The organism is Actinomadura rubrobrunea NBRC 15275 (assembly GCF_001552235.1).
In the GTDB taxonomy this organism is placed as follows: Bacteria; Actinomycetota; Actinomycetes; order Streptosporangiales; family Streptosporangiaceae; genus Spirillospora; species Spirillospora viridilutea.
The window spans coordinates 1-12,082 of the sequence record NZ_BCQU01000080.1 but is presented as its reverse complement, the minus strand read 5'-3'; the positions used below and the strand labels follow the sequence as shown (position 1 = coordinate 12,082).

The window sequence follows — 12,082 nt, the reverse complement described above, 5'->3', positions numbered from 1 at the left end:
CGTTAGGGTGGCTGGCATGCAGGGGACGGTGCGGACCTTCGACCCGGAGACGCGGTCGGGCAGCGTGCTGCTCGACGACGGCACCGAGCTCGCCTTCGACGGCGCGGCGTTCGAGGCGGGCGGCCTGCGGATGCTGCGGTTCGGCCAGCGGGTGAACCTGGCGACCGACGGCGACCGGATCACGGTGGTGACGCTGTCGACGTTCCCGCTGCCCGACGCCGGCCGCGCCTCGTGAGCCGTCCCGGAGCGGCGCGTTCCGGCTCCGCGCGGCCCCCGGTCGGGGCCGGGCGGGGCTCCCGGCGGCCCATGACCGGCCTGAAAACGCGCCCCGCGGCCGTCCGTCGGCCTCTGGACGGCGCTGAGCGGCGCTGTGGGGTCCGAACGCCGCCGCCCGGTGATCGGGACCGGCGCGACGCCGTGACCGGCGCGAACGCGCCCCTGAACGCCGCAGCGCCCGGGAGCCGCCTGGGGCGGCGGCCCGGGCGCTGCCACGGGTGGTATCCGCGACGACCTACTTCTTGCCGGCCACCAGGTTCTTGAAGTCGGCGCCCGCCTTGAACTTGGGCACGGACGTCGCGGGGACCTGGATGGTCTTGCCGGTTGCGGGGTTGCGGGCCGTACGGGCAGGCCGGTCGGCCTTCTCGAACGAACCGAACCCGGTGATCGCGACCTTGTCGCCCTTGGCGACTGCGTCCTGGATCGTCTCCAGGATCGCGTCGACCGCCTCGGCTGCGGCCTTCTTGCTGCCCAGCCGCTCTGAGATGGCGTCGACCAGCTCACGCTTGTTCATGGGTTACTCCTCTAGTTCCCCCCTTGCCCGAACGAAACTAAGGCAGCCTCCCCAGCGACACAATCACCTGCACGCAAGAGTTCCCGTGTCGCTGACGTTTTTGTCGGCATCGCCCCTGTCTCGCCCAGGAGCCGGACCTGTCCGGCCACCCGAACGTTAGCGGGCGTCGGACGTGCCGGAAAAGTCGGCCAGGAAGGCGTCCAGTCGACGAGCGGCCAGCTCGGTGTCCCGTTTGGCCAGATCTGTGATCGCCAGCAGGTGCCGGATGAGGCGGCGGCGGGTGTCCCGGGGCAGCGGCGCCACCAGGCGGTGGGCGTCGCGCAGCCGCCGGGCGAGCCGGGTCAGCGCGGGGTCGTCCCACTCTGGACCGCTCCATGGCGGCGGGACCGCCGGCTGCTCGCCCGGCTGGCGTGCGGCATGGGTCAAGAGAGGCCCCCCAACGATGCGAGCGTGTGTCTGCGCACACCACCGATTGTCGTCGGTGCGGCGCGTGCTCGCGCACCCGGGGGCGATTCGGCCGCGTCCGGGCGGCGCCGCACGGCGCCGGCGCCGCCCGGACGCGGCCGCGCTCAGACGGTGGTGGGCAGCCAGTCGAGGCGCCGCCGCTCGTAGGCGGCGATGTCGTCGGCGTGGCGGAGGGTGAGCCCGATGTCGTCCAGGCCCTCCATCAGCCGCCAGCGGGTGTAGTCGTCGATCTCGAAGGAGGCGACCAGGTCGCCGGCGCGCACCTCGCGGGCGCCGAGGTCGACGGTGACCTCCGCGGCCGGCTCCCGCTCGGCGCGGGTCTGCAGCCGGTCGACCACGTCGCCGGGCAGCACCACCGGCAGCAGCCCCATCTTGGTGGCGTTGTTGCGGAAGATGTCCCCGAAGCGCGGGGCGATCACGACGCGGAACCCGTACTGCTGCAGCGCCCAGACGGCGTGCTCGCGCGACGACCCGGTGCCGAAGTCCGGCCCGGCGACGAGGATGCTGGCGCCCTGGTACTCGGGCTTGTTCAGCACGAAGTCGGGGTCCTCGCGCCAGGCGGAGAACAGCCCCTTGTCGAACCCGGTGCGGCTGACCTGCTTGAGCCAGACGGCCGGGATGATCTGGTCGGTGTCGACGTTGCTGCGGCGCAGCGGCACCGCGCGTCCGGTGTGGCTGGTGAAGGCTTCCATGGTCGAAACGTCCTTACAGGTCGGCGGGCGCGGTCAGGCGGCCGGTGACGGCGGTGGCGGCGGCAACGGCGGGCGACACCAGGTGGGTGCGGCCGCCGGGCCCCTGCCGGCCCTCGAAGTTGCGGTTGGACGTGGAGGCGCTGCGCTCGCCCGGGGAGAGCTTGTCGGGGTTCATCGCCAGGCACATCGAGCACCCCGACTCCCGCCACTCGGCGCCGGCGGCCTTGATCACCTCGTGCAGGCCCTCCTCCTCGGCCTGCTTCTTGACCTTCATCGAGCCGGGCACGACCAGCATGCGCACCCCGTCGGCCACCTTGCGGCCCTTGAGGACCTCGGCGACGGCCCGCAGGTCCTCGATGCGGCCGTTGGTGCAGGAGCCGACGAAGACGGTGTCGACGGCGATGTCGCGCAGCGGCGTGCCCGCGGTCAGGCCCATGTACTCCAGGGCGCGCTCGGCGGCGGCGCGCTCCACCGGGTCGTCGAAGGAGGCCGGGTCGGGCACCGACTCGCTGAGCGGCAGGCCCTGCCCGGGGTTGGTGCCCCAGGTCACGTACGGGGTCAGCGTGGACGCGTCGATCACGACCTCCTTGTCGAAGGCCGCGTCGTCGTCGGTGCGCAGGGACTTCCAGTAGGCGACGGCGCGGTCCCAGTCCTCCCCCTTGGGGGCGTGCGGGCGGCCCTTGAGGTAGGCGAACGTGGTCTCGTCCGGGGCGATCATGCCCGCGCGGGCGCCCGCCTCGATGGACATGTTGCAGACCGTCATGCGGCCCTCCATCGACAGCGACCGGATCGCCTCGCCGCGGTACTCGATGACGTGGCCCTGGCCGCCGCCGGTGCCGATCTTCGCGATGATCGCCAGGATGAGGTCCTTGGCGGTGACGCCCGGCGGGAGCGCGCCGTTCACCGTCACGGCCATCGTCTTCGGCTTGGTCTGCGGCAGCGTCTGCGTGGCCAGGACGTGCTCGACCTCGCTGGTGCCGATGCCGAACGCCAGGGCGCCGAACGCGCCGTGCGTGGAGGTGTGCGAGTCGCCGCAGACGACGGTCATGCCGGGCTGGGTCAGGCCGAGCTGCGGCCCGATGACGTGGACGATGCCCTGCCCCTCGTCGCCCATGGGATGCAGGCGGATGCCGAACTCGGCGCAGTTCTTGCGCAGCGTCTCCACCTGGGTGCGCGACACCGGGTCGGCGATCGGCCGCAGCAGGTCGGTGGTGGGGACGTTGTGGTCCTCGGTCGCTATGGTCAGGTCGGGCCGGCGGACGGTGCGCCCGGCCATGCGCAGCCCGTCGAAGGCCTGCGGGCTGGTCACCTCGTGCACCAGGTGAAGGTCGATGTAGAGCAGGTCCGGCTCACCCTCGGCACGCCGTACGACGTGCGCGTCGTACACCTTCTCGGCCAATGTACGGCCCATCGCTCACCTCACCTGAGTCCTGCGGTCGCCGGGGCGCGGGTCGAGCCGCGCTCGCCACCGGATTTGCATCTCACATAACGAGACGGCAATATCAAGTCATGGACAACTCTAGCGGAGTCGGCGTACTCGACAAAGCGGTTCTGGTGCTGAACGCCCTGGAGGCGGGCCCCGCCTCGCTGGCGCAGCTCGTCCAGACCACCGGATTGGCGCGGCCGACCGCCCACCGGCTCGCCGTCGCGCTGGAGCACCACCGCTTCGTCCACCGCGACAGCCAGGGCCGGTTCATCCTGGGGCCGCGGCTCGCCGAGCTGGCGGTGGCCGCGGGCGAGGACCGGCTGCTGGCGATCGCCCAGCCGATCCTGGCGCAGCTGCGGGACCTGACCGGCGAGAGCGCCTCGCTGTTCCGGCGCCAGGGCGACGTCCGGGTGTGCGTGGCCGCGGCCGAGCGCAGCAGCGGGCTGCGCGACACCATCCCGGTGGGCGCCGCGCTGCCGATGACCGCCGGCTCGGCCGCGCAGGTGCTGCTGGCGTGGGAGGAGCCCGACCGGCTGCACCGCGGCCTGCGCGGCGCCAAGTTCGACGCGGCCACGCTGGCCCAGGTGCGGCGCCGCGGCTGGGCGCAGAGCGTGGCCGAGCGCGAGCAGGGCGTCGGCTCGGTGTCGGCGCCGATCCGCGGCGCGGGCGGCCGGGTGATCGCCGCGGTGTCGGTGTCCGGCCCCCTGGAGCGGCTGACCCGCTCCCCCGGACGCCTGCACGCCGGGCCGGTGATGGCCGCCGCCGAGAAGATCTCCGAGGCGATGCGCCGCACCGCGCCGTGATCCGGCCGGGGACGGGCGCCCGCCCGCTCCCGTCCGGCTACGCCGTCGTGCCGGGCCGGGCGGGCAGCGGCCGGTAGATGGGGATGCCCGCCCTCTCCAGTTCCTCGCGCAACGCGAAGTAGGCGTCGCCGAACGGGTCCGTGCCGAGGAGCGGCATGAGGCCGCGGCGGATCGCCAGGTCGTGCGGGGCCAGCGCGGCCGCCCGGTCCACGTGCCGCCGGGCCGCCTCCGTCCGCCCCTCCCGGGCCAGCCAGACCGCCAGCCGGGCGTGCGCGCGGGCGCGCTGCTCGTCGGCCGTCGGGACGCGCAGGTGCGCGCGGACCTGCGCGGCGTCCAGCCCGGCGTCGCCGTCGACGACCCAGCGGCGCAGCGCCGCGTAGGACTCCTGGGAGTCCAGGCCGTTCATGGAGCGGAACAGGTCGGTGGCGGTCTGGGTGTCCTGGGGGCGGGCGATGCGGCCCTCCTCGTCGATCCACACCGCCGTCGGGACGTTGATCACGTTGTAGAGCTCGGCGACGACGCCCTCGGCGTCGACGAGGGCGGGGTGGGTGACCGCGGCCTGCTCGATCCAGGGCCGCGCGTCGTCGGCCGACCGGTCGCAGGCGACGCTGACGACGGTGAACCCGTGGTCGCGCAGCGCCGCGTGCCGCTCCTCCCAGGCGGGCAGGTCGTAGCGGCAGCCGCACCACGACGCCCAGAACACCAGCGCCACCTTGCGTCCGCGGAAGTCGGACAGGCGGACGCCGTCGAGCTCGAAGTCGGGCGCCTCGGCGGGCGTGAGCCGCGGGGCGGCCGCGGCCAGGCCGAGGGCGCGCTCCTCGGCGTCCAGGACGGCGACGTGCCCCGCGAGCTCGGCGAACGCGACCACGTCGACGCCGTCGGGGGTCTCGACGCCGGCGGCGCGGGCGGCGGGCAGGCAGGCGTCGCCGCGGCACCAGCCGTGCGGCCGGCGCTCCCAGCCGAGCAGGGGTCGGTCGAGCGGGGCGAGCGGCCGTCCGCCCGGGCCGGGCCGGGCCGCGATCCGCTCGACGCGGTCGCCGTCGACGACGGTGAACATCCGGCACCTCCATTGGATAGTAGAGGTATCCAATACTTGGATAGCTCTAGTATCCAGTCAAGGGGGTGGGCGGTGAAGATCTCCGAGCTCAGCGACCGCAGCGGGCTGACCATCCAGACGATCAAGTACTACATCCGCGAGGGGCTGCTGCCGAAGGGCGCGTCGCTCGGCGCCACCCGCGCCGAATACGACGAGCGGCACCTGGAGCGGCTGCGGCTGGTGCGCGCGCTGCGCGAGGTCGGCGACCTTCCGGTGGCCGCCATCCGGCGCATCGTGGAGGCGGTCGAGGACGACGGCGTCGGCATGCACCGGCTGTTCGGCATCACCCAGTACGCCATCGGCCCTCATGTGGACCCGCCCGACGCCGACCCGGCGGCCCCCGACGACCTGGCGGCCCAGTGGCGCGCCGCGCGCGAGGACGTCGACGCGCTGATCGAGGAGCTCGGCTGGCGCGTCACCGACCGCGCCCCAGCCCGCGACCTGCTCGCCCGGACCTTCGTCGCGCTGCGCCGCCTCGGCTTCCCCGTCGCCCCGGCCGACCTGCGCCCCTACGCGGAGGCCGCGCGCGCCGTGGCCGAGCACGAGATCGGCTCGGTCGACGCCGACGCGCCGCGCTCCCGGGCGGTGCACGCCATGCTGGTCTGCACGGTCTTGTACGAGCAGGTGCTCACCGCGCTGCACCGGCTGGCTCAGGAGGACGCCTCGGCGCGCCGCTTCGGCGACGACTGACGAGTTCCTCCCTCGAAGCGAAATTGCCGCCTTTTTTAGTCGAATTCACCAGTTCGGCCGTTAATGCGAAATCCGCTTACGATGCGTCCGCGATGACGACCGCACCGGGTGATGTCCGATGACCGCCTTGGGCCCCGACCGCGGCGGCCGGTGGACCGAGCGGCTGCTCGCCGACGGCACCGACCCCGACCCGCGGTTCACCCTCGCCAACGAGCGCACGTTCCTGGCCTGGATCCGCACCGCCCTGGCCGTGATCGCCGCCGGCGTCGCGACGGCGCTCAGCGGCGACCTGCTGGCCCCGCCGCTGCGCGACGCGCTGGCCGCCGGGTTCACCTGCGCGGGCGGGTTGATCGCCGCGCTGGCGTTCCGCCGCTGGCTGCGCACCGAACGCGCGCTGCGCCGCGCCGAGAGCCTGCCCCCGCCCGCCCTCGCCCCGGTCATGGCGTACGGACTGGCCGCCGCGGCCGTGCTCCTGCTCGTCGCGCTGCTCGCCGCCCGATGAGCCGCCTGTGGGACCCGGGCGCCCAGCCCGAGCGCACCGCGCTCGCCTGGTCGCGCACGACCCTCTCGCTGCTGGCCGCCGGGCTGCTGTGCCTGCGTCTGGCGCCCTCGGCCGTCGGCGCCGCCCTGGCCGCGGCGGCCGTCTGCGGCGCGGCGGCGCTCCAGATGAGGCGCGCCCGGCGGGCCCACCTGCGCCGCGCGCGGCGCCTGCCCGCCGGAGCCCCGATCGCCGACCCGGTGTCCGTCCTGCTGGCCACCGCCGTCACCGTGCTGCTGGGCGCGGTCGGACTCGTCTTCTGCCTCGCTTGCTAGCCTCGCCCCCGTGCCCGACCGTCCGTTCGTCAGCCTGACCACCGACTTCGGCGCCTCCTACACCGCCATCTGCGCGGGCGTCATCTACTCGATCACGCCGTCGGCCAACGTGCTGGTGCTCAGCGACGAGGTGACGCCGTACGCGGTCGTCGAGGGCGCGATGCTGCTCCGCCAGGCTCTCCCCTACCTGCCGGTCGGCGTGCACGTCGGCATCGTCGACCCGGGCGTGGGCACTTCGCGTCGTCCGGTGGCGGTCGTCACCGGGCGCGGCGACGTGCTCGTCGGCCCCGACAACGGGCTGCTCCCGCCCGCCGCGGAGGTCCTCGGCGGCGCCGTGCACGCCTACGAACTGGTCGAGCCCGCCTACCGGCTGCCGGAGGTGTCCACCAGCTTCCACGGCCGCGACGTCTTCTCCCCCGCCGCCGCGCACCTGGCCGCCGGCCTGGACCCGGCCGCCCTCGGCCCGCGCGTCGCGCCCGCCGACCTGCTTCCCTTCGCCCCGCCGCCCGCCGCCAGGAGCGGCGACCGCCTGACCGCGTCCGTCATGTACGTGGACCGGTTCGGCAGCCTCGTCCTCGGCGCGCGCCGGGAGGACCTTCCGGCCGCCGAGTACGGCGCCCCGCTGGAGGTCGCCTGGACCGCCCCCGACGGCGCGCCCCGCTCCGTCCGGGCCCCCTTCGCGGAGACCTTCGGCGCGGTGCCCAAGGGCGAGCCGCTGCTGTGGGTCGACTCGTCGGGGTGGCTCGGCTTCGCCGTCAACCAAGGCTCGGCCGCCGACCGCTACGGCCTCGACGCCGAAGCCGTCCTCACCATCCGCCCCCTACCGCAGGAGTGACCTTGGAGCTGGACGTCTTGGAGTTGGACGTCGTCGCCTGGCTGCACGCCGAGGGCGGCCGCCTGCTCGCGGTCCGGTCCCGTGGCCGCGACCTGCTCTACCTTCCCGGCGGCAAGCGCGAGCCCGGGGAGGACGACTGGTCGGCCCTCTCCCGCGAGATCCGCGAGGAGCTGGCCGTCGAACTGGATCCGGACGCCTTCCGCGAGGTCGGCGTCGTCCGGGCGCCCGCGCACGACCAGCCCGCCTTCACCTACGTCCGCATGGCCTGCTTCACCGCGTCCTACACGGGCGACATCCTCCCCGCCGGCGAGGTGGACGAGTGCCGCTACGTCGCTCCCGCCGACCGTCACCTCCTCGCCCCCGCCGCCCAGGCCGCCCTGGACCTGGCCGTCGCCCACGGCCTCCTCGCCTGACCCCGTCCCAGGCCGGGAGGACGCGACGAGGTCGCCAAGCCCGCACGGCTGCTAGGAGACCGGGGCGTCCAGGTAGGCCGCGGCCTGGGTGAGGAAGAGGCCGGCGTAGCGTCCGCCGCGCGCCATCAGCTCGTCGTGGGTGCCCTGTTCGATGACGCTGCCCTCGTCCAGGACGTAGATCCGGTCGGCGCCGCGCACGGAGGAGAAGCGGTGCGAGATCAGCAGGACCGTGCGGCCCGCGAACAGGCTCCGGATGCGCCGGAACAGCTCCTCCTCGGCCTGCGGATCGAGGGCGGCGGTGGGCTCGTCCAGGATCACCAGCGGCGCGTCGCGGTAGAACGCGCGGGCGAGCGCCAGCCTCTGCCACTGGCCGCCGGACAGGTCCTCCCCGTCGGCGAACTCCTTGCCGAGCACGGTGGCGTAGCCGCGGGCGAGGCGCGAGACGAACCCGTGCGCCCCGGCCTTCCTGGCCGCCTCCGCGGCGCGCGCCTCGTCGGCGGGCTCGTCCGCGCGGCCGAAGGCGATGTTGTCGAGGGCGGACAGCTTGTAGCGGACGAAGTCCTGGAAGACCACGGCCGAGACCGCGCGCAGCGCCGCGGGGTCGGCCAGCGGACGGTCGTTGAACAGCAGGGCTCCCGCGTCCGGGCGGTACAGGCCGGCGAGGATCTTGGCCAGCGTCGTCTTGCCGGAGCCGTTCGTCCCGACCAGGGCGACGATCTCCCCGGCGCGCAGCGTCACGCTCACGTCCTTCAGCGCGGGGCGCGTCGAGCCCGGGTAGGTGAACGTGATCCGCTCTGCGCGCAGGCCGCGGAAGCGGGGCACGGGCGGGCGCCCGGCGGGCCGCTCGGCGTCGGCCTCGGTGAAGGCCCGCAGATCCTTGAGGTAGAGCGCGGAGTCCCCGATGTCGCCCATCAGACCGCCGACCATCTGGATGCGGGCGGACAACAGCCACAGCCCGGTGAGCGCGGTCAGCGCGGTCGGCAGGTCGACCAGGCCGCCGCCCAGCAGCAGCGCGACCGCGCCGACGACCGCCATGATCAGCAGGTCGCCGACGAGCCGCGCGCCGATCTTGCGCCGCATGTGGCGGCGCTGGGTGCGGACGGTCCCCTCGATCTCGCGCTCGTACTCGGCGTGCCAGCGGGCGTGCAGCAGCGGCCCGAGGTCCAGCGCGCGGACCTCCTTGGCCTCGTCCCGCCCGGTCATCAGGCGTTCGAAGTACTGCCGGAGGCGGCGGCTCTCGGCCAGCCCGTGGTGCAGCCCGTAGCTGGCGTTGCGCTCGGCCCGCGCCGCCCGCAGGGTGGGCACCGCGCTGAGCGCGGCGAACGGGAGCAGCCACCACGCCATGGCGAGGAAGGCCCCGCTCACGGCGGCCGCGGTGAGCAGGGCCTGCAGCACGGCGACCAGCGTGGTGATGACGACGACGGGCTGGCCGCGGGAGGCGAAGACGGCGCGCTGCAGGCGGTCGTGGAACGCGGGGTCCTCGAAGCGCGGCAGGTCGGCGCGGACCGCGGCGCCCAGCACGAGCGAGATGACGTGGCGGTCCAGCCGGGCGCTCAGCATCCGCTGGCGCGCCGTCGTCACGGAGCCGAGGACCCCGCCCGCGGCGCGCAGCGCGAGCAGCACGGCAAGGCCGACGAGCACCGACGGCTCGCCCGCGGTCCGCGCGGCGGATCCGCCGGGCAGCCCGCCGTCCAGCACCGTCCGCAGCAGCAGGAGGCCGGCGCCCAGCCCGAGCGCGGTGACGAGCTGGACCGCCATCAGCGTCACCAGCGAGCGGCGGTCCGCCCGCCAGGCCAGCCGCACCGCGAACGCGGCGGAGCGCGGCAGGTCCAGCCGCCGTACCCTCACCATCGCGCCATCCACGCTCGGTGCTCCTCGGCGACGGCCTGGTGGGTCTCGCGGTAGCGGTACTGGTGCCCCTCGTGCGGCAGCAGCACGAGCCGGGCACGGCCGCCCGCGGCCACGATCGCCCGGTACAGCTCGACGGACTGCTCGGGCGGGGTGGCCGGGTTGGCGTCCTCGGCGCCGTGCACGAGCAGCACCGGCCGGTCGAGCCGGTCGGCGAAGTGCAGGGCGCTGAACGCCTGGTAGATCCCGGGGACGCTCCAGTAGGGGCGCTTTTCGTAGTGGAAGCCGGTCGGCGTCAGGGTCCGGTTGTAGCAGCCGCTGTGCGCGATCGCGGCGACCAGGCCGGGAATGTGCGCCAGCGCGTACAGGGCGAGGGTGGCGCCGAAGCTGTGCCCGCCGACGACGACGGGGCCGTCCCAGTGCTTGCAGGCCTGCTCCACGGTGCCGACGATCTGCGCGTGCAGCATGTCGAGCGCGGCGTCGGCGGGCCAGTGCAGCGGCAGGTCCAGGGTCGCGGTCGGATGTCCGGCGGCGTCCAGATCGACCGGCGCCGGGCACGGGACGTCCTCCCCCGGCGGGTAGGCGCGGATCCACAGCAGCAGGGGGCCGGGACGGGCGGGCGGCAGCGTGAGCGCGGCCGTGCCGAACCCGGTGGGGATCGACACCGCAGGCGCCGCCTCGGTCTCCGGTTCATCCGGCCGCGGCGAGGGGGGCGGGACGGGCCCGTCGACGCGCGGCGCGGGACGCGGTCGTCCCGGGGCATCGAGGTCGATCAGCACGTCGGCCCAGTCCAGCCCGCCGTCGTCGCCGACCCATCGGCCGTGGCTCACGATGACGGCGCTTCCCTCAGGCGCCGGAAGCAGGCTCCGCACGAGCAGCCGGGGCGTGAGCGGCGCGGCCGCATGGATGCCCGCCGCCAGGTCGACGACGGCGAGCCGTGCCCCCGCCAGGCGTTCCAGTTCGTCCGGAGGCGGCTCGAACGACACCACCCCAGGGCCCGCGGCCTCGAACACCGCGGGACGCCCCTCGGACGGTCCCGCTTCGGCGGTCCCGCCGGGTTCGGGGACCAGCAGCGCGAGGCGGTCGTCGCCGCACCAGGCCACCGGGGGGTGCCCGTAGCCGGTGAACGAGACGGCGGCCCGCAGGTGCCTGAGCAGGGTGCACGTCCGGGCCCGATAGTCGGCGACCCACACGTAGGCGCGACGCTCCCGTACGGCCAGGCCCGCCACCAGCGGGCGCCGGGGGTGCCAGGCCAGGCCGGTCGGCAGGACGTCCTCCAGCGGCAGCCGCCACTCGTCTCCGCCGGCGGAGACGGTGATCGAGGTCGGGCGGGCCCGGCCCGGCGCCGGCCCGACCAGGTCCGGGTCGATCACCAGGTCGCGCCAGCGCACCGACGCGGGATTGTGCTCGGCGATGGAGGGCAGCGCGGGGGTGCGCACGGCGGCCCACGCCGATCCGCTCGGCGCCTCGTCCCGGCGCTCCCACTCAGCGGACACGGGCGTCCTCCCGCCCCCGCGCGCCCGGCGACGTGCGGACGGCGATGCCGTCGACGAGCGCCTTCACCGCGCCGATGCCCTCGACGGGGGAGCAGACCGGCTCGCCGGACTCGTCGACGCCCACGGCGCACGGCACGCCCATCCCGGTCACCGGCGCGGGCAGCTTCGCGCCGCGTTCGACGGGGATCGCGACGACGGCCTCGCGGCGGGCCGGCTCCACGGTCTCCAGCAGCTGCTTGAGCGCCCGGCACGACGGGCAGCCGTCCGTCACGTACATCCGCACCCCGCTGATCGTCCGGTCGCAGGGCGCCGCGGCGGGCGTCCGTTCGGCGCGGCGCGCCCGCCGGTCGAGCAGGACGACGACGGCGAGCGTGACGGCGGCGGCGCCCGTCCCGGTCGCCGCCCGCACGAGCGGCTCGGAGCCCGGACCGGCGGCCAGGGCCACTGCGGCGACCAGCGCCGCGGCGGCGTTGACGCCGATGTGGGCGCGGCCCACGGACGCCAGGCGCGCCAGGCCGAAGCAGGCGCACCGCGTGCCGCGCAGTCCGAACGCCACGGCGGTCAGCGCCAGGTAGGCGAGCAGCGCGACGAGCGGCGCCGGCCTGCCGGGGACGGCCACGATCGCCGCGGCCGCGGCCGCCTCGGCGACGCCGGTCAGCCGCGGCCCCCACGGCGGGCGCAGCGGCCCGGTCCTGATCGGCCAGTCGAGCCGGTC

General features: G+C 75.1%; 15 protein-coding genes. 7 read left to right on the top strand and 8 right to left on the bottom strand.

Going from position 1 to position 12,082, the window contains the following annotated elements; all coding sequences use genetic code 11:
* Positions 1-16: 16 nt before the first annotated feature.
* Positions 17-235, top strand: coding sequence for a cold-shock protein (locus AR3_RS22070; RefSeq protein WP_067916443.1), 219 nt, complete (start codon positions 17-19; stop codon positions 233-235).
* Positions 236-511: 276 nt separating this feature from the next.
* On the opposite strand, the gene AR3_RS22065 is transcribed toward AR3_RS22070, so the two are convergent.
* The 4 genes from AR3_RS22065 to leuC all read right to left on the bottom strand — a co-directional run bounded on the left by AR3_RS22065 (position 512) and on the right by leuC (position 3,358).
* Positions 512-790 (bottom strand): HU family DNA-binding protein, encoded by a 279-nt coding sequence (locus AR3_RS22065; RefSeq protein ID WP_067916442.1) that lies wholly within the window; start codon positions 788-790, stop codon positions 512-514.
* 156 nt (positions 791-946) lie between these two features.
* On the bottom strand, positions 947-1,216 hold the full coding sequence (locus tag AR3_RS22060) for an SCO5555 family protein (RefSeq protein WP_067916441.1): 270 nt from the start codon (positions 1,214-1,216) through the stop codon (positions 947-949).
* A gap of 143 nt (positions 1,217-1,359) precedes the next feature.
* Positions 1,360-1,947 (bottom strand): 3-isopropylmalate dehydratase small subunit, encoded by a 588-nt coding sequence (gene leuD / locus AR3_RS22055; RefSeq protein WP_067916440.1) that lies wholly within the window; start codon positions 1,945-1,947, stop codon positions 1,360-1,362.
* A gap of 13 nt (positions 1,948-1,960) precedes the next feature.
* Positions 1,961-3,358, bottom strand: a complete 1,398-nt coding sequence (leuC, locus tag AR3_RS22050) for a 3-isopropylmalate dehydratase large subunit (protein ID WP_067916439.1) — start codon at positions 3,356-3,358, stop codon at positions 1,961-1,963.
* A 98-nt stretch (positions 3,359-3,456) separates the two neighbouring features.
* On the opposite strand from leuC, the gene AR3_RS22045 reads away from it, so the two are divergent.
* On the top strand, positions 3,457-4,176 hold the full coding sequence (locus AR3_RS22045) for an IclR family transcriptional regulator (protein WP_067916438.1): 720 nt from the start codon (positions 3,457-3,459) through the stop codon (positions 4,174-4,176).
* A gap of 37 nt (positions 4,177-4,213) precedes the next feature.
* On the opposite strand, the gene AR3_RS22040 is transcribed toward AR3_RS22045, so the two are convergent.
* Positions 4,214-5,233, bottom strand: a complete 1,020-nt coding sequence (locus AR3_RS22040) for a TlpA disulfide reductase family protein (RefSeq protein WP_067916436.1) — start codon at positions 5,231-5,233, stop codon at positions 4,214-4,216.
* A 72-nt stretch (positions 5,234-5,305) separates the two neighbouring features.
* On the opposite strand from AR3_RS22040, the gene AR3_RS22035 reads away from it, so the two are divergent.
* The 5 genes from AR3_RS22035 (at position 5,306) to AR3_RS22015 (ending at position 8,023) form a co-directional block, all read left to right on the top strand.
* A complete protein-coding gene (locus AR3_RS22035; RefSeq protein ID WP_067916435.1) occupies positions 5,306-5,962 on the top strand; it encodes a MerR family transcriptional regulator in 657 nt (218 codons plus the stop codon).
* Between the two features lie 118 nt (positions 5,963-6,080).
* Complete coding sequence (locus tag AR3_RS22030; protein ID WP_067916434.1) at positions 6,081-6,464, top strand: YidH family protein; 384 nt, start codon at positions 6,081-6,083, stop codon at positions 6,462-6,464.
* Complete coding sequence (locus tag AR3_RS22025; RefSeq protein ID WP_067916433.1) at positions 6,461-6,775, top strand: DUF202 domain-containing protein; 315 nt, start codon at positions 6,461-6,463, stop codon at positions 6,773-6,775. Before AR3_RS22030 ends, AR3_RS22025 begins: the two co-directional genes overlap by 4 nt.
* Before the next feature lie 10 nt (positions 6,776-6,785).
* Entirely contained in the window at positions 6,786-7,610 is an 825-nt protein-coding gene (locus tag AR3_RS22020) for an SAM hydrolase/SAM-dependent halogenase family protein (protein ID WP_067916431.1), read from the top strand.
* A gap of 2 nt (positions 7,611-7,612) precedes the next feature.
* Complete coding sequence (locus AR3_RS22015; protein ID WP_227023138.1) at positions 7,613-8,023, top strand: NUDIX hydrolase; 411 nt, start codon at positions 7,613-7,615, stop codon at positions 8,021-8,023.
* Between the two features lie 51 nt (positions 8,024-8,074).
* Here the strand turns inward: AR3_RS22015 and AR3_RS22010 are convergent, their stop codons facing one another.
* The 3 genes from AR3_RS22010 to AR3_RS31220 form a co-directional block, all read right to left on the bottom strand.
* Positions 8,075-9,874, bottom strand: a complete 1,800-nt coding sequence (locus tag AR3_RS22010) for an ABC transporter ATP-binding protein (protein WP_067916427.1) — start codon at positions 9,872-9,874, stop codon at positions 8,075-8,077.
* A complete protein-coding gene (locus AR3_RS22005; protein WP_067916425.1) occupies positions 9,868-11,367 on the bottom strand; it encodes an alpha/beta hydrolase family protein in 1,500 nt (499 codons plus the stop codon). The genes AR3_RS22010 and AR3_RS22005 overlap by 7 nt, the downstream gene beginning before the upstream one ends.
* Positions 11,357-12,082 (bottom strand): thioredoxin domain-containing protein (locus AR3_RS31220; protein WP_245637918.1); only part of this gene is annotated, 726 nt, incomplete at its 5' end. The genes AR3_RS31220 and AR3_RS22005, both read right to left, overlap by 11 nt.

Bases quoted from the DNA above. Each gene is read 5' to 3' on its own strand.
- AR3_RS22070 (WP_067916443.1), top strand. From the start codon at position 17: ATGCAGGGGACGGTGCGGACCTTCGACCCGGAGACGCGGTCGGGCAGC.
- AR3_RS22065 (WP_067916442.1), bottom strand. From the start codon at position 790: ATGAACAAGCGTGAGCTGGTCGACGCCATCTCAGAGCGGCTGGGCAGC.
- leuD (WP_067916440.1), bottom strand. From the start codon at position 1,947: ATGGAAGCCTTCACCAGCCACACCGGACGCGCGGTGCCGCTGCGCCGC.
- leuC (WP_067916439.1), bottom strand. From the start codon at position 3,358: ATGGGCCGTACATTGGCCGAGAAGGTGTACGACGCGCACGTCGTACGG.
- AR3_RS22045 (WP_067916438.1), top strand. From the start codon at position 3,457: ATGGACAACTCTAGCGGAGTCGGCGTACTCGACAAAGCGGTTCTGGTG.
- AR3_RS22040 (WP_067916436.1), bottom strand. From the start codon at position 5,233: ATGTTCACCGTCGTCGACGGCGACCGCGTCGAGCGGATCGCGGCCCGG.
- AR3_RS22030 (WP_067916434.1), top strand. From the start codon at position 6,081: ATGACCGCCTTGGGCCCCGACCGCGGCGGCCGGTGGACCGAGCGGCTG.
- AR3_RS22025 (WP_067916433.1), top strand. From the start codon at position 6,461: ATGAGCCGCCTGTGGGACCCGGGCGCCCAGCCCGAGCGCACCGCGCTC.
- AR3_RS22010 (WP_067916427.1), bottom strand. From the start codon at position 9,874: ATGGTGAGGGTACGGCGGCTGGACCTGCCGCGCTCCGCCGCGTTCGCG.